This window comes from Uliginosibacterium sp. 31-16 (assembly GCF_030730865.1).
GTDB lineage: Bacteria > Pseudomonadota > Gammaproteobacteria > Burkholderiales > Rhodocyclaceae > Uliginosibacterium.
In genome coordinates this window covers 1,459,404-1,475,164 of sequence record NZ_JAVALZ010000001.1, presented here as the reverse complement: position 1 = coordinate 1,475,164, position 15,761 = coordinate 1,459,404, and the positions used below count along the sequence as shown (strand labels likewise).

Sequence of the window (15,761 nt, the reverse complement as noted above, 5' to 3'; positions counted from 1 at the left end):
CGGGCGATGGGGAATGCCGGCATTCTACGGGAAGGGCAGCGCGTGACAGGGGACAAGTGATCCGTGATACGTTTGGGGCCTGCCGCCGTACCTGTCACTTGCCACGCTTCACCCGCCACGCCCCAATGCGCATCCGCCGCGACGTCCTCGCCCTGACCACCCCGGTATTCTTCGAGCAGCTGTTCGTGAACCTGCTCGGCACGGTGAATACCATCATGGCCGCGCGCATCGGGCGCGATGCGGTGTCCGCCATCGGCATGGTGGACTCGATCAACCTGATCGTCTCTTCGCTGTTCTCGGCGCTGGCCATCGGCGCCACCGTGGTGGTGGCGCAGTGCATCGGCCGCGGCGAGCGGGCCCGCGCCGGAGCCGCCGCCAGTCAGGCGCTGGTGGTCTGCGGCCTGCTCGCCGTGCTGCTGGGGGCGCTCGGCGCGCTGTTGCGCGAGCCGCTACTGGCCTGGCTGTACGGCTCCCCCGGCGCCACGGTGCAGGGCTACATGCACGAATATCTGCTGATCACCGCGCTGACATATCCGCTCACAGCATTGACCCTGATCGCCAGCGGGGCATTGCGGGGCGCAGGAGAGACGCGGCTGGCGATGCAGGCCAATACGCTGATGAATGTGCTCAACGTGCTCTTCAGCTACGTGCTGATCTATGGCATGCACCTGCGCACCGAATGGTTCGTGCTGGATGTTGCCGGCCACGGCGTGGCCGGCGCCGCGGTGGCCATCAGCCTGGCACGGCTGGGCGGTGCGCTCTATCTGTTTGCCATGCTGCAGCGCCACCACCATCTGCTGCCGCTGCGCCTGGCCGGTTTCCGCTTTGATCTGTCGCTGTTGCGCGCCGTGTTTGCCATCGGCATTCCGTCGAGCGTGGAGTCGCTGGTGTTCAACGGCGGCAAGCTGCTGGTGCAGATCATGGTGGTCGGCATGGGCACCGTGGCGATTGCGGCGAATTTCATCGGCTTCTCGATCTCCATGCTGCTCAACATCCCCGGCAACGCGCTGGCGGTGGCTCTCACCACCCTGGTCGGGCAAGCCATCGGACGTGGCGACGAAACCGGCGCGGAGCGTGACATGTGGTACGTGCTCAAGCTGGCCAGCGTCGCGATGCTGGGCATTGCCATCGTGTGTGCGCCGCTGGCGGAGTGGATCGTCGGCCTGTATTCGCAGGATGCCGAGGTGATCAGTCTGGGCGCGACGCTGGTGCGGCTGAACTGTCTGTTCCTGATCGCCTTCCCCAGCACCTTCGTGCTGCCCAACGGACTCAAGGGAGCGGGGGACGCGCGCTACGCGATGCTGACTACGCTCGTCGGATTGTGTCTGTTCCGTCTCGGTCTGGCATGGCTGTTCGGAGTAACGTTCGGCTGGGGCGTGACCGGCGTGTGGCTGGGCATGTTCACCGACTGGCTGGTGCGCAGCGGCCTTTACCTGGCGCGGCTCTCCGGAGGACGCTGGAAAGGCCGGCGTCTGGTAAGCTAGCCTTGCAGACTGTGTGGCACTACCCTTACGGGTCTGCAAGTTCGGACCGGACTGGCCGATACTTGCCTGTGAGCAATCAAGAACACCGTCCCTTCATCCCCTAACCCGGAGCGCAGCGTGGAAAGGCAGTGGTTCCTGGAGTCCATCGCAGCAGATGGCTCGCACGTCACCTACAACATCACCCACCTGCCTTTCCGTGTCGGCCGCGACCCGGAAAATGATCTGGTGGTGGCAACGCTCGGCCTCTCGCGCCATCACGCGCTCCTCACGCCGGACATCTCGGGCCGCATCCGCCTGACCGACATGAACAGCACCAATGGCAGCTTCGTGAACCGGCGGCGCATCGAAGGCTCGTGCCTGCTCGACGAAAACGACATCGTGCATTTCGGCACGGCCGAATTCCGTTTGCGCATCCGCGTCTCGGATCAGACCCGCATCCTCTCCGCCAGCGACATGCACACCATGCTGGTGCCCAATGGCATGGCGCTCTCGGAACTGTTCGTCCCGAATGAGGCGGAGTTCCTCGCACTGCTGGATGGTCACGGCATGTCCGGCGCAGCCCAGCCGATTGTCGAAGCGCACACCGGCAAGATCTACGCTTACGAGTTGCTCGGCCGAGCCAATCATCCGCTGCTGCCGGTTTCCCCGATCCGCCTGTTCGAGCTGGCCAGCGCTCTGGATCGCGAAGTCGAACTGTCGGTGGCTTTCCGCAAATTCGGCATCGCCGCCCTCGCCCCCCACCTCAGGGGCTATCCGCTGTTTGCCAATACCCATCCGAAGGAAACCTTCAGCGAGGAATTCTTCAAATCCGTCGTCAGCCTGCGCCGCGACATGCCGGATCTGGATCTGGTGATCGAGATCCACGAAACGGCAGTGACCGAACCCGATCGGCTCAAGGAGCTGGCCGCGCGCTTCCGCGACATCGGGGTGCGCTTCGCCTATGACGACTTCGGCGCCGGCCAGGCCCGCCTGAACGAACTCGGCGAGGCGCCTGCGCATTTCGTGAAATTCGACATGGGGCTGCTGCACGACATCCATCTGGCCAGCGAGCGCAAGCGTCGCGTCGTGCGGGATCTGGTCAAGCTGGTGCTGGATCTGGGTTCGGTGCCGCTGGCGGAAGGCATCGAGATGGAGGCCGAAGCCGAAATCTGCCGCGAGATGGGCTTCCAGCTGATTCAGGGCTTCCTCACCGGCAAGCCGATTCCCGCAGACAAGCTATTCGCACCGACCTGAAGAGCCGCACCGGACGGTCATCTCCAGCCAGCCTGCCGCAAGAGCCAATACAGCCGGACATCGCCAGACTGCATACGCACAGAGCCTTGCCAGAAGCGGATCTACAAAAGGTACAGAAATGAAAACGCCGCGTCGGGCATGAGCTGACGCGGCGTTTTTTCCAGGGCAGGAGCAATCAGTATGTCGGCCAGCCACCGGAGAACTTCAGGTCGCTGATCAGCAGCTTGGGCGCGCCATTGGCGGTCGCGTCGTAGGCATGGCGGGCAATGATGCTGTAGCCGTTTTCGCGATAGATGTCCTGACCGCCGGGGCCGACCCAGCGCGAATTGCCAGCATCCAGCACGCTCGAATAGCCGTCGGTCATCTTGTTGCCGTTCTTGTCGACATACGGACCGGTGATCTTGGTCGCGCGGCCATAGGCCACCTTGTAGGTGCTGGACGTGCCCGAGCAACACTTGTCGATCGACACGAAGAGGTAGTAATAGCCGTCGCGATAAACGATGGCCGGACCTTCGATGCCGCCGCTGCGCTTGGCGATGGTCGACACCGAGCCGGTCGGCTTCATCGTGCTCTTGTCGAGCTTGACGATCTTGATGCCGGAGAACCAGGAGCCGAACACCAGATAAGGCTGACCGCTGGCGTCCAGGGTGAAGTTCGGATCAATCGCGTTGTAATCGTTGCTGCCGGCCTTGGTGCTGATGACCTTGCCCTTGTCGGACCAGTCACCCTTGGCAATGCTGGTGGCCGAGGCCAGGCCGATCGCCGAAGTGTTGGAGCCGAAAGTCGAGATCGAGTAGTACAGCCAGACCTTGCCGTTGTAATTGACCACGTCCGGCGCCCAGACATCGAGGCCGGAGTGTTTCGGCACGTAGGTGCTCCACCACGAGGGGCGCGAGCCGATGACCTTCACACCACGGCTCCACGCCTTGCCGTCACCGGAATAAAGGACCTGGATGCCCTCGCCGGTGGAGAAGGTCCACCAGGTATTGCCTTCCTTGATGATGGCCGGATCGTGAACACCGAGGTCGCCACTCAGGGCCCAATGCTCGGCGGCTGCGCTCAGTGTGGTACCGGCGAGCGCGGCCGCGAGCAGCGCCTTGCGAAAGATGGATTGCATGATTTCTGTCTCCTTGATTGAATGGTATGGTCCGTTTTCGGACTCATTTTTCTGCCCAGCCTGCGCACGCTAGCACAGCAATACCCTGCTCCGATGACCAGAATTGCTGTTTTTTCTTTCAATGAAGAAAGAAAATCGCTCGAACAAATGTAGGTATTTTTCTTACAACACCCCGTCCCTGTATGCCTTCCTTTTTCCGGCGCTTCGACAACCCCTGGCTGCTACTGGTCCTGACCGCCCTGTTCTGGTCCGGCAACTGGGTGGTGGGACGCGGCGCACGCGGTGATGTGCCGCCGGTGGCACTGGCTTTCTGGCGCTGGACGCTGGCGCTGGCCTGCACCCTGCCTTTTGCCTGGCCGCATCGCAAGCTGGCCTGGCCGGCGCTGCGGGCACACTGGCGCATCCTCGGGGCCCTGGCGCTGCTGGGCATCACCGGGTACAACACCCTGGCCTATTTCGGCCTGCAGTACACCACCGCCACCAACGGCGTGCTGCTCAATTCCTTCATCCCCATCGTCATCATCGGGCTGGGCTGCGCCTTTCTCGGCAAGCGTTTGCGCGCGCTGGAGGCATTGGGCGTGAGCGTCTCGCTGGCCGGGGTGACGGTCATCGTGGCGCATGGTGAGCTGGCTCGTCTGGCCAGCCTCAGCTTCAATCCCGGTGACCTGTGGATCATGCTCTCGGTGTTCGTGTGGGCGGGCTATACCCTGCTGCTCGGACGCCGGCCGGCCGGGCTGCCTCCCATGCTGCTGCTGGCCCTGCTGACCGCCATCGGCCTGGCGGGGCTGACGCCTTTTTATCTGTGGGAGCTGGCCGCCGGCCGTGTCATCCACGCCACCCCGGCGGCACTGGCGAGCATCGTCTATACCGGCACCCTGCCAGCGTTCCTTGGCTACGTGTTCTGGAACCGCGCGGTGGCGCAGGTTGGTGCCGCGCCGGCCGGGCTGTTCATCCACCTGATGCCGGTGGCCACACCGCTGCTGTCGGCCGTATTCCTTGGCGAATCGATTCTGCCCTACCACCTGGCTGGCATGGCCCTGATCATCAGCGGGATTTTCCTGTCCACCCGTCCGGCCGGGCCTGCTCACCTGCACGCCTGAAGCTCGCCGCGCTGACACGCGGGGAGCTTCAGTACGTGCTTGACTTCGAGTGCACTCAAACTTCGAGAATGTCTCCATGGACACGCAACTCACCATTCAGCACGTCGCGGCAAGCACCGGCCTGAGCCCCCACACCCTGCGCTATTACGAGCGGATCGGCCTGATCCACGACGTCGCGCGGGATGCGGGCGGACGGCGGCGCTATACCCCGGCGGACATGGACTGGCTGCGTTTCCTGATGCGTCTGCGTGAAACCGGCATGTCGATTGCAGACATGCTGCACTACGCCGAACTGCGCCGGCAAGGCACCAGCACCCATGCAGAACGTGGCCTCATGATGGAAACCCATCTGGCCCGCGTAGAGGCAGAAATCGCTCATCTGCAGGAGCTCGCCAGCTTCGTGGCGGACAAGGTTCGCTGGTATCGCGACACGGCACGCATCTCCACCCCACCGGCAACCATGGAGACTGAACATGCTGACTCAGGAAAACACCCGTTACCAGACCGGACTCGCAAAACTCGGCGAGGTTGACGGCGAGGCTGGCCAGAAGGTTTGCGACGCCCTGCAGGACATTGCACCGGACTTCGCCCGCCTGCTGGTCGAATTCGCCTTTGGCGACATCTACAGCCGCCCCGGCCTGGACCTGCGGACCCGCGAAATCGCCGTGGTCGCAGCCCTCACCGCGCTCGGCAATGCCGGGCCGCAACTCCGGGTCCATCTGCACGGAGCGCTCAACGTCGGCTGTACGCGCGAAGAGATCGTCGAAACGATCATGATGATGGGTGTTTACGCCGGTTTCCCGGCCGCGCTCAACGGCCTCTTCGCGGCCAAGGAAGTCTTTGCGGAAAAGGGCTGACAACATTGGAGGCAGCTGAAGAGCCGCATCCAGAAAAGGTCTTCAGCATGCCTGCTGCAAGACCTGCGTCCCGCAATCATTTGCCGCACGCCTATCTGAAGAAGGCCGCCGGGCGAGGCTCTTCAGACAGCATCCTCCAGACAACTGCGCCGGCAGAAGCCGGCGCAATTTTCATCCGGCCCTCAGAGGCTGTTCACGATCTGTAGCGAGAGGCCGTCAGCAGGGTGAAGAGCAGCGCAGGACCCGGAGTTTATGTTGATAAATGAGGATTCCGAGCAGCGCATGAGCCCTGATCACGGCCTCGCAGTAAGATCATGAACAGCCTCTCAGGACCCGGCACGGAACCTCAGTGCCCCTTGAGCGCATAGATGCCCGGCGCGTTGCGCCAGTAGCCCTTGTAATCCATGCCGCAGCCGAAGAGGAAACGATCCGCTACGTCGAGCCCGGTGAAGTCGGCACGCATGCCCGGGTAGGCCTTGCGCTGGTGATCCTTGTGCACGAGCACGGCGGAGAGCACCTCGGCCGCACCTTCGTTGCGCAGGTGTTCGAGGATGGCCTTGAGGGTGAAGCCTTCGTCGAGGATGTCGTCGAGCACCAGCACGGTGCGGCCACGCAAGTCCTGGGTGGGGCGCACGCGCCAGTCCAGCAGGTCGCCGTTGAGGGCGTGGCCGTAGCGCGAGGCGTGCAGGTAAGAGACTTCGAGCGGGAAGTTGAGCTTGGGCAGGATACGGCCGGCGAGCACGAGGCCGCCATTCATGACCGCGTACACCAGCGGGGTGCTGTCGGCCAGGCGCGCGGTGATGCTCTCGGCGAGCTTGTCCAGCGCAGCTTCAACGGCCGCGTTGTCGACAAGGCAATCGGCCTCAGCCATGGCACGCTTGGCGTCCTGCAGGTTTTCGTGTTGTTTGTCCATCAATCGGGCTCCAGAATCAATCGCGGGATTCTAGCCGTTGCGCCCGCCGCCGATCTGATCTGTCGCAGCAAAAGAGCGGCCCTGCCAGCCTCTCAGGCCAGCACCGCGAGGACGGCGATGCCTGCGCGGTGGCGACAAGGCTGGGCAGGGATGCCGGACAGCCGTCCCGTCAGGTGTTTTGGTGACACGTTTTCACACAAAACGACAGATTTTCTGCAAACAGGCAGCCAAAATGGCTTTTCCGGTGGTCTCGCCACCACCTCCGCCCGGCGACACCGGAAAACCTGCAGAAATCAAACGGATACCGGAACCGATTGGCTATAATCGCGCCCTCCCGTTCACCTGTATTCCCGCCAAGCATGACTCAAGAGCAAACCCCGGCCGCCGCACCCGATACCGCGCTGGAGCGCGAAGTTGCCGCAATGATCGTTTCCGCCCTGAATCTGGAAGTGGCTCCGGAAGAAATCAAGGGCGAGGATGCGCTGTACGGCGAAGAAGGCCTTGGCCTGGATTCGATCGACATCCTGGAGGTAGCACTGGTCGTATCCAAGCGCTTCGGCTTCCAGCTCAAGGCCGACAGCGAAGACAACTTCCGCATCTTCGGCTCGCTGCGCAGCCTGACCGACTACATCGCCGCGCACCGGACCAAGTGATGCCGGTCAAGCAGGTGTTACGCCTGGCACTGATCGGCCTGCTTGGTGCGGCGTATCTCTGGCTTGGCCATCTGGCCTCGATTTCGGCCGACCCGCCCTTGCTGAGCATCCTGATCGGTCTGGCGCCGCTGAGCGTCAGCGCCGTGCTGCTGGCCGTGCATTCGCGCTCGGCATGGCTGATTGCGCTGTGCGCCGCAGGTCTGCTCGGCATGCTGGTGTACATCGATTTCCTGCGAGCCAATATGGCCTGGGTCTATTTCATCCAGCACGCGGGCATGCACACCATGCTCGGCCTGATGTTCGGCCGCACCCTGAGCCGGGACCGCACGGTGGCGCTGTGCTCGCAGATTTCGTGCTTCGTCTACAGCAAGGAAACGCTGGATGCGAAGTTCTTCGACTACGCCTGGGCCGTCACCGTGATGTGGACGATCTATTTCGCCTTCACCACCGCATTGTCGACACTGCTGTTTTTCTTCGGCCCGCTATCGGTCTGGTCGGTCTACGCCAACTTGCTGACGCCGGTGATCATCGGCCTGCTGTTCGTCGTTGAATACGCAATCCGCATCCGGGTGCTGCCCAACCGGCAGCACGCAGGCATTGCCGGCAGCATCCGGGCCTATCGCGAGTTCTCGCAACAGCGTCAGGCCAAACTCCCGCACTGACTTGTCCGATGAGCACCCTGCCACTCCTGCCCGACCTGCCGGATCATCAGATCGTCGCCTGCCGCCATGGTCAGGCCATCAGCCGCGCCCGCTTCCTGCGTGACGTACTGGCGCTGGCTCAAAGCCTGCCGGCGGACCGTCCGCTGCTCAATCTGTGCAACGATCGCTATCTGTTTGCCGTGGCCCTGTTTGCGGCAATCAGCCGCGGCTCGCTGAGCCTGCTGCCGAATTCGACCACGCCTGAAACCATTGCCGCCCTGCATGCGCAGCAGCCCGACCTGCTGTGCCTGTTCGATCAGGCCGAAGCGCCGTTCGATCTGCCGCGCCTGCGCATCGCATTCGATGAGGCCGACACGGCTCCGGGGGCACACTTCCCCACGCCACAGATCCCGGCCGGGCAACTCATGGCCTGCGTGTTCACTTCCGGCTCCACCGGAGTGCCACAGCCACACTTCAAGAGCTTTGGCCGTTTGCGCGCAATCGTTCTGGCTGAAGCCGAACGCATGTGGGCGGCCGCAGGCGGGCCCTGTGCAGTGCTCGGCACGGTGCCTTTCCAGCACATGTACGGACTGGAATCCACGGTACTGCTGCCACTGTTTGGCGGCGGCGTGCTCAGTGCCGAGCGTCCCTATTTCGCTGGCGACGTTGCGGCCGCGCTGGCAGCCCTGCCCAAGCCCCGCTTTCTGGTCACCACGCCCTTCCATCTGCGCAACCTGCTCGATGCACAGATTGATCTGCCACCTGTAGCCGCAGTGCTCTCGGCCACGGCTCCGCTGGCCCGCGAACTGGCCGAGCAGGCCGAGCAGCAGCTCGGCGCGCCGATGCTGGAGATCTATGGCTCCACCGAAACCGGCCAGCTCGCCACACGCCAGCCGACCCGCACCGAGGCGTGGACTCTGTATGCCGGCGTAAGCCTGCGCCAGCAAGGTGAGCTGACCACAGCCAGCAGCCCCTGCCTGGAACAGGACATCGTACTCGGCGATGTGCTTGAACTGCTCGACGCACAGCACTTCCACCTGCTTGGCCGTGGCGCCGACATGATCAACATCGCCGGCAAGCGTTCCTCGCTGGCGTTCCTGAATAATGTGATCCTGCGTCTGCCTGGCGTGAAGGATGCCGCTTTCTGCCTGCCGCATGAAGGCGAAACCAGCCGCCTGGCAGCCTTTGTGGTGGCGCCCGGAGTGAGCGCCCACACCATCCAGCACGGCTTGCGCGCCTGGGTGGATGCGGTATTCCTGCCGCGCCCGATCGTCTTTGTCGACAGCCTGCCACGCAATGCCACCGGCAAGATCACTGCGGCCGCGATGGCACAACTGGTCGCTGCGCATCTGGAGCAAAAGCCCTGATGCCGACACTGGAACTGCACATCGCAGCGGATCATCCGGCCTTTGCCGGGCATTTCCCCGGGCGCCCGATCGTGCCGGGCGTCGTGTTGCTGGATCAGGCCCAGTTGTTGATCGAGGCCACCGGACATCAGGTCAGCGGCCTGGCCATGGCCAAATTCCTCAGTCCGGTCGGCCCTGGCGAAGCGCTGTGGCTGGATTTCGAGAACACGGGCGCATTCACGATCCGGACAGAGGAGCGCAAGGTGGCAAACGGGCGCTTCACGCTGCGCCCGACGGAGGCCGCATGAACATGCCTGCCGGAAAACCTGCCGCCACGGCACAGAAACCCGAATGGATGCAGCGCGAAGAACGCGGCAGCATGTTCCTGCTGCGCGTGATGAGTAGGCTCTCCCTGCTGCTCGGGCGCAGATTCTCGCGTCTGATCGTGTACGGCATTGCCCTGTACTTCCTGTTTGCCGTCCCCGCAGCACGCCGCGCCTCGCGGGATTACCTCGATCGTGTCCTCGGACGTCCCTGCAACTGGTTTGATGGTTATCGTCACATCCTGTCGTTTGCCAGCACCATCCACGACCGCTTTTACCTGCTCAACGATCGCAGCGAGGCCTTCAGCGTACGCTGGTTTGGCGCTGAGGCCATGCACGCGCGACATGACTGCGGCACCGGACTGTTCCTGTTCGGCGCTCACCTGGGCAGCTTCGAGATGCTGCGCACGCTGGCCCGCGGCAACCCGCACCGCAACGTATGCATGGCGATGTACGCTGACAATGCACGCCAGATCAACAGCACCCTCGCGGCAATCAACCCGCGCGCGATGCAGGACATCATTCCGCTCGGCCAGCTCGACTCGATGCTCAACGCACACAACAAGCTGCAGGAAGGTGCGATGGTCGGCATCCTCGCGGATCGCGCGACAGGAACCGATGCGTACCAGACGGTGTCTTTCCTCGGTGCGCCGGCGCATTTTCCGAGCGGCCCTTTCCGCATGGCCGCCATGCTGCGCCAGCCGGTATTCTTCATGGCCGGCCTGTATCTGGGGGGCAATCGCTACGATGTACATTTCGAACAGATTGCCGACTTCAGCGAGATTGACCGCGGCGAGCGCGATGCGGCAATCCGTGCGGCCGTGGAAAAATACGTTGCCACGCTGGAACGGCACTGCCGGGCCCAACCCTACAACTGGTTCAACTTCTACGATTTCTGGAAATCTGCCCGCGATGCGTCCTGACCTTTTCCGCCTTGCCATCGCCGTACTGACCGGCCTGTTTGCCACGATCGGCCAGGCCGCCGAGTGGCAACTCAACGATCTGATGCAACAACTGGCGCAGAATCGCGACGGGCGCGCCACCTTCGTCGAAAAGAAATACATCGGGATTGTCGACAAACCAGTCGAATCCTCCGGCGAACTACGCTTCACGGCGCCGGACAAGCTGGAAAAACGCACCCTCAAACCCAAGGCCGAAAGCCTGGTGCTGGAAGGGCAACGCCTGATCATCGAGCGCCCCGGCAAGACCCGCATGAGCCTGAATCTGCAGGACTACCCGGAAGCCGCCGCTTTCGTCGAAAGCATTCGTGGCACCCTGGCCGGCGACAAGAGTGCACTGGAAAAGGTCTATCGGCTGACCCTGCACGGCTCTGCGGAGAAATGGCAGCTGATCCTGCAGCCCCAGTACTCGCGCATGAGCGACATCGTCACCCGCATCAGCATCAATGGCGTGCGCGGAGATGTGAACCGCATCGATTTCGATCTGGCTGACGGCGATCGCTCCGAGATGTTCGTCACCAAGGTGGTAGCCCAGTAATGAATCGTCGTCTGCTGCCGCTCGCACTCTGGCTTGCTGCACTCGCTGCCTGCATCGCGGTCATCGCGCATACCCGTTTCGTTGCCGACCTGACAGCCTTCATGCCACGGGCGCCGAATGCCCGCCAACAGATGCTCATCGAGCAGCTGCGCGACGGCATCATCGCCCGCCTGATCATGGTCGGCATCGAGGGGGGCGACGCCGCCGAACGGGCCCGCATATCGCGCGAGCTGGCCGCACAGCTGCGTGCCGACCCGGCCTTCATTGGCGTACAGAATGGCGAAGCCGCCACCGAGGCACGCGACCGCGCATATTTCTTCGACAATCGCTATCTGCTCAGCCCTGCCGTCACCGCCGAACGCTTCAGCGCCGAAGGCTTGCAGAGCGCCATCGAACGCTCGCTCGAGGCACTCTCCGGCAACGCCGGCCTGATGCTCAAGAAGCTGCTGCCGCATGATCCGACCGGCGAGACCCTGAACCTGCTGGAGCAGTTCACCGGCGACAGTCACCCCCGCCAGCTGGAGGGCGCCTGGGCCTCGCGCGACGGTCAGCGGGCCTTGCTGCTGGTCCAGACCGGCGCCGAAGGCTCGGATACCGATGCCCAGGCCGCAGCTCTGGAGCATATCCGTGCGGCGTTCGACCGCATCCCCGGCCGCGCTGCAGACACCCGCCTGCTCATGAGCGGCACCAGTGTGATGTCGGTTGCCTCGCGTGAGCGCATCCAGGGTGACATCCATCGCCTTGCCCTGTTCAGTACCGTTCTGGTGGTCGGCCTGCTGCTCACCATTTATCGCTCGCCACGCTTGCTGCTGCTGGGGCTGCTGCCGGTGGCTTCCGGCGTCCTCGCCGGAGTGGCCGCCGTCAGCCTGAGTTTCGGCAACATCCATGGCCTGACCCTGGCCTTCGGCAGCACCCTGATCGGTGAGTCTGTGGATTACTCGATCTACCTGTTCATCCAGCGCGCCGCCGGCATCGAGGGCCGCCGCTTCTGGCGCACCATGGGGCTGGGCGTGCTGTGTTCGCTGGCCGGCTTCTCCGTCCTGCTGGTCTCCGGCTTCCCTGGCCTGGCCCAGCTCGGCGTATATTCGATTGCCGGTCTGGTAGCCGCCGCTCTGACCGCCCGCTTCGTGCTGCCCGGCCTGATGCCGCAGCAACTCAAGCTGCGCGATCTTGCAGGCCCGGCCCGGCAGGTTGACCGCGCCTTCCGTTTTGCCCGGCGCCTGCGCCCGCTGCTGCTGCTTGCAGTAGTTTCCGCCGGAGCCTGGATTGCCTGGCAAGGCGATGCAGTCTGGAACCGCCAGCTCAACGCCCTGAGCCCGGTCACGCCGGCCGAACAGGCGCTGGATATCTCGTTGCGCAACGAGATGGGCGCACCGGACATGCGCTACATCGCCGCGCTCTCGGCGCCGGACTCCGAGGCGGCCCTGCAAGCTGCCGAAGCCCTCGGAGTGGTGCTGCAGGCGCAAGTCGAGGCGGGCAAGCTGGCCGGCTTCACCTCGCCCGCACAATTCCTGCCCAGCCAGCAGGCTCAGGCTGCTCGCCGCGCCGCCCTGCCGGATGAAGCCACTCTGCGCGCCAATCTCGGTCAGGCCCTGCGCGATCTGCCGATCCAGCCCGCACGTCTGGAGGGTTTTGTCAGCGATGTGCAAAACTCTCGTCAGCACGCCTTGCTGACCCGCCAGGATCTCGCCGGCAGTTCCGCCGCACTCGGGGTGGACTCGCTGCTGGTGCAGCGCGCCCGCGACGTGCTGGTGTTGGTTCCGCTGCGCGCGCCGGCCGGTCAGGAACTCATCGACATCCCGGCCCTGGATGCAGCCATCCACGCGGCCGGCCTCAAGGGTGTCACCGTGCTGGACATCCTGGAGGAATCCACCAGCCTGTTCTCCAGCTATCTGAACGAGGCCAAGCTGCTGGTCGGCGGTGGCATGCTCGTCATCTTCCTGCTGCTGCTGTTCGCCTTGCGCTCCCTGCCCCGCGCCTTGCGCGCCACCGCGCCGCTGGCCTGCGCCGTGATCGGCGTCACCGCCGGCCTGCTCCTGTGTGGCATCACACTGACCATCCTGCATCTGATCGGCTTGTTGCTGGTGGTCGCCATCGGCCGCAACTACACCCTGTTCTTCGATGCGGGCAGCCACACCGGCAGCCCGGCACAGCAACGCCAGGTGCAGATTTCCATCGTGGTGGCGAATCTCACTGCGGTGGGCAGCTTCGGTGTGCTCGCCCTGTCGGAAGTACCCGTGCTGTCCTATCTTGGCAGTACCGTCGGCCCCGGTACCTTCCTGGCTCTCGTTTCCGCCGCAATCCTCGCCAGCAAGGCTCCGGCAGATGCGCACGCTGACTGATTGCCTCGCCCCGCGTCCGGACACCCTGCTGGTGCTGTTGCCCGGTGCGGAGATGACCCTGGAGGACTTCGGGCAGCACGGTTTCATCGAAGCCGTGCGCAGCCGGGGCATTGCTGCCGACATCCTCGTCACCGATCTGAACTACACCCATGTCATGGCGCGCACGGTGGTCAGCAGCCTGCATGAAGCCGTGATCCGCCCCGCCCGCGCGGCCGGCTATCGCGCAATCTGGCTCGCCGGCATCTCGCTGGGCGCGATGAATGCCCTGCTGTATGCCAGCGAACACGCAGCGGAGCTGGCGGGCATTCACCTCCTCGCGCCTTACCCCGGCACCGGCGACATCGTGGCCGAAATCCGCGCCGCTGGCGGCCCGCAGGCCTGGTCTGCGACGCCGGCTGCAGCGCAGGGCGACGAGCGCGTGTTCTGGCGCTGGCTGGTAGAGCAGGCCGCTGCGGGTTCGCCGCTGCCGGTGAGCTTCGGTTGTGGCAGCGAGGATCGCTTCATCCGCAACCAGCGCCTGCTGGCCGGCCTGCTGCCAACGGACCGCGTCGAGTATCTGCCCGGGACTCACGACTGGCCCGTCTGGCAAGCACTGTGGGCATCCTGGCTGGACCATGCTGCGCTGCCGCGCACAGCGGGCCTCTCCGGGGAGGCAGCTTGAAGAAGCCCGCCTGGCGCCCCTCTCCGTTCATCCTCCTGTCGGCCCTGGTGCACCTTGGCGCGCTTGCAGGATGGCTTGCCCGACCGGACGCCTGGCCCTGGGCGCTGGGCATATTGCTGGCAAGCCATGCAGGCGTGGTCGTCGCCGGCATGCTGCCGCGCTGCAGCCTGCTCGGCCCCAACCTCACCCGCTTGCCAGCCGAGGCCATCGCCCGCAAGGAAGTGGCGCTCACCATCGATGACGGTCCGGACCCCGAAGTCACCCCGCGCGTGCTGGCCATCCTCGCCTCGCAGCGCGCATGTGCCACGTTCTTCTGCATCGGCGAGCGCGCCGCCAGGCACCCTGCACTGATACAGGCGATTGTTGCCGCGGGCCATCGCATCGAGAACCATGGCCAGCATCACCGCAAACACGCTTCACTGTATGGCCCGCGCGGCTGGGCACGCGAAGTCGGCGATGCGCAAGACACGCTGGCGGCCCTGAGCGGACGACGCCCGCAGTACTTCCGGGCGCTTGCGGGCCTGCGCAACCCATTCCTCGACCCGGCATTACAGCGCCTCGGGCTGCATCTGGCGAGCTGGACCCGGCGCGGCTATGACACCCGCACGGGAGATGCCGATGCCGTGCTGGCCCGCCTCACCCGTGGACTGGCAGCAGGCGACATCCTGCTGCTGCACGACGGGCACGCCGCCCGCACGCCGGCAGGCGAGCCGGTGATTCTCGCGGTACTGCCACGCCTGCTGGCGGCGCTGACCGAGCGCCAGCTTGTGCCCGCCTTTCTGCCAGACCGAGTCGCCGAGCGACGTTCACGTTAAAGTCCTGTCATGCAACGTGCCCTGAAAAAACGTCTGATCAAGCTTGCTACCGCCCCCTTCAAGGCCGTTGGCGTGATTCATTACTACTGGGGCCGCGGCAAGCTCGGCGGAGATCCGATCTTCGCCGCACTGATCGACGAGCAGATTTTTCCGTCGAACGCCAGCATCCTCGATCTCGGTTGCGGTCGCGGGCTGCTCGCCGCGTGGTTTCTGGCCGCCGAAAAAATGGCTGCCGACGGACTCTGGCCTGCCAATGCCCCACCGCCCCCGCGCGGTCTGCATTTTCGCGGCCTCGAATTGATGGGCCGCGAGCCCGAAGCTGGCAACCGTGCGCTGCAGCCGGTCTATCCGGGGCGCGTTGAGCTGGCCCAGGGCGACATGCGCCGTGCTGACTTCAGCAACATTGACGTCGTGGCGATTCTCGACGTGCTCCATTACGTCGACTATCCGGAGCAGGACAAGGTGCTCGACCAGATCCGTGCCGCACTCGGCCCGGGCTGCCTGTTCCTGACCCGCGTCGGCGATGCCGAGGGCGGTCTGCGCTTTCGCATCAGCCAGCTGGTCGACCGCTCGATCTCTTTCGTGCAAGGCCATCGCCTGCCACGCATGTGGTGTCGCCCACTCGCCGAATGGGTACGCATCCTGGAGGCGCGTGGGTTTGAAGTCCGCACCGAACCCATGAATGGCGCCAATCCCTTCGCCAACGTGATGCTGGTCGCAAAACTTTCCGGCAACTTGGGCCACGTCACGGAGGCCGAAGGCCGCATCGGTTAAAATCC

General features: G+C 64.3%; 17 protein-coding genes. 15 read left to right on the top strand and 2 right to left on the bottom strand.

From position 1 onward, the window contains the following. Positions 1–125 precede the first annotated feature (125 nt). Both Q9Q94_RS06900 and Q9Q94_RS06895 read left to right on the top strand, forming a co-directional pair. Positions 126–1,484 carry an MATE family efflux transporter gene (locus Q9Q94_RS06900; protein ID WP_305979288.1) on the top strand — a complete coding sequence of 453 codons (1,359 nt, stop codon included), beginning with the start codon at positions 126–128 and terminating at the stop codon, positions 1,482–1,484. Between the two features lie 117 nt (positions 1,485–1,601). Further along, a complete protein-coding gene (locus Q9Q94_RS06895; RefSeq protein WP_305979287.1) occupies positions 1,602–2,717 on the top strand; it encodes an EAL domain-containing protein in 1,116 nt (371 codons plus the stop codon). A 175-nt stretch (positions 2,718–2,892) separates the two neighbouring features. On the opposite strand, the gene Q9Q94_RS06890 is transcribed toward Q9Q94_RS06895, so the two are convergent. After that, positions 2,893–3,834: a glycoside hydrolase family 43 protein gene (locus tag Q9Q94_RS06890; protein WP_305979286.1), complete on the bottom strand. Its 942-nt coding sequence runs from the start codon at positions 3,832–3,834 to the stop codon at positions 2,893–2,895. Positions 3,835–4,016: 182 nt separating this feature from the next. Between Q9Q94_RS06890 and Q9Q94_RS06885 the strand changes: the two genes are divergently transcribed. The 3 genes from Q9Q94_RS06885 (at position 4,017) to Q9Q94_RS06875 (ending at position 5,791) form a co-directional block, all read left to right on the top strand. Further along, positions 4,017–4,934, top strand: coding sequence for a DMT family transporter (locus Q9Q94_RS06885; RefSeq protein ID WP_305979285.1), 918 nt, complete (start codon positions 4,017–4,019; stop codon positions 4,932–4,934). A 76-nt stretch (positions 4,935–5,010) separates the two neighbouring features. Beyond that, complete coding sequence (locus Q9Q94_RS06880) at positions 5,011–5,466, top strand: MerR family transcriptional regulator (RefSeq protein ID WP_305979284.1); 456 nt, start codon at positions 5,011–5,013, stop codon at positions 5,464–5,466. Further along, positions 5,408–5,791 (top strand): carboxymuconolactone decarboxylase family protein, encoded by a 384-nt coding sequence (locus tag Q9Q94_RS06875; RefSeq protein ID WP_305979283.1) that lies wholly within the window; start codon positions 5,408–5,410, stop codon positions 5,789–5,791. Before Q9Q94_RS06880 ends, Q9Q94_RS06875 begins: the two co-directional genes overlap by 59 nt. 346 nt (positions 5,792–6,137) lie before the next feature. Here the strand turns inward: Q9Q94_RS06875 and Q9Q94_RS06870 are convergent, their stop codons facing one another. Continuing rightward, positions 6,138–6,704, bottom strand: a complete 567-nt coding sequence (locus Q9Q94_RS06870) for a hypoxanthine-guanine phosphoribosyltransferase (RefSeq protein ID WP_305979282.1) — start codon at positions 6,702–6,704, stop codon at positions 6,138–6,140. A 359-nt stretch (positions 6,705–7,063) separates the two neighbouring features. Here Q9Q94_RS06870 and Q9Q94_RS06865 point away from each other — a divergent pair, with 359 nt between their 5' ends. Genes Q9Q94_RS06865 through Q9Q94_RS06820 form a run of 10 tightly spaced genes read left to right on the top strand, consistent with a single transcriptional unit; the run spans position 7,064 to position 15,756 of the window. Beyond that, positions 7,064–7,357, top strand: a complete 294-nt coding sequence (locus Q9Q94_RS06865; RefSeq protein WP_305979281.1) for a phosphopantetheine-binding protein — start codon at positions 7,064–7,066, stop codon at positions 7,355–7,357. Further along, entirely contained in the window at positions 7,357–8,019 is a 663-nt protein-coding gene (locus Q9Q94_RS06860) for a hypothetical protein (RefSeq protein ID WP_305979280.1), read from the top strand. Before Q9Q94_RS06865 ends, Q9Q94_RS06860 begins: the two co-directional genes overlap by 1 nt. A gap of 8 nt (positions 8,020–8,027) precedes the next feature. After that, positions 8,028–9,365 (top strand): AMP-binding protein, encoded by a 1,338-nt coding sequence (locus tag Q9Q94_RS06855; RefSeq protein WP_305979279.1) that lies wholly within the window; start codon positions 8,028–8,030, stop codon positions 9,363–9,365. Further along, positions 9,365–9,652: a hypothetical protein gene (locus tag Q9Q94_RS06850; RefSeq protein WP_305979278.1), complete on the top strand. Its 288-nt coding sequence runs from the start codon at positions 9,365–9,367 to the stop codon at positions 9,650–9,652. Before Q9Q94_RS06855 ends, Q9Q94_RS06850 begins: the two co-directional genes overlap by 1 nt. After that, positions 9,649–10,590 (top strand): acyl-CoA synthetase, encoded by a 942-nt coding sequence (locus Q9Q94_RS06845; protein ID WP_305979277.1) that lies wholly within the window; start codon positions 9,649–9,651, stop codon positions 10,588–10,590. The genes Q9Q94_RS06850 and Q9Q94_RS06845 overlap by 4 nt, the downstream gene beginning before the upstream one ends. Then, the gene (locus Q9Q94_RS06840) at positions 10,580–11,164 is read left to right on the top strand and encodes a LolA-related protein (RefSeq protein ID WP_305979276.1); all 585 of its coding nucleotides are present in this window, start codon (positions 10,580–10,582) and stop codon (positions 11,162–11,164) included. Before Q9Q94_RS06845 ends, Q9Q94_RS06840 begins: the two co-directional genes overlap by 11 nt. Further along, positions 11,164–13,506 (top strand): MMPL family transporter, encoded by a 2,343-nt coding sequence (locus Q9Q94_RS06835; RefSeq protein WP_305979275.1) that lies wholly within the window; start codon positions 11,164–11,166, stop codon positions 13,504–13,506. The genes Q9Q94_RS06840 and Q9Q94_RS06835 overlap by 1 nt, the downstream gene beginning before the upstream one ends. Then, complete coding sequence (locus tag Q9Q94_RS06830) at positions 13,490–14,167, top strand: hypothetical protein (protein WP_305979274.1); 678 nt, start codon at positions 13,490–13,492, stop codon at positions 14,165–14,167. The genes Q9Q94_RS06835 and Q9Q94_RS06830 overlap by 17 nt, the downstream gene beginning before the upstream one ends. Next, positions 14,164–14,982, top strand: coding sequence for a polysaccharide deacetylase family protein (locus Q9Q94_RS06825; protein ID WP_305979273.1), 819 nt, complete (start codon positions 14,164–14,166; stop codon positions 14,980–14,982). The genes Q9Q94_RS06830 and Q9Q94_RS06825 overlap by 4 nt, the downstream gene beginning before the upstream one ends. Before the next feature lie 9 nt (positions 14,983–14,991). After that, complete coding sequence (locus Q9Q94_RS06820; RefSeq protein ID WP_305979272.1) at positions 14,992–15,756, top strand: class I SAM-dependent methyltransferase; 765 nt, start codon at positions 14,992–14,994, stop codon at positions 15,754–15,756. Positions 15,757–15,761: the final 5 nt, after the last annotated feature.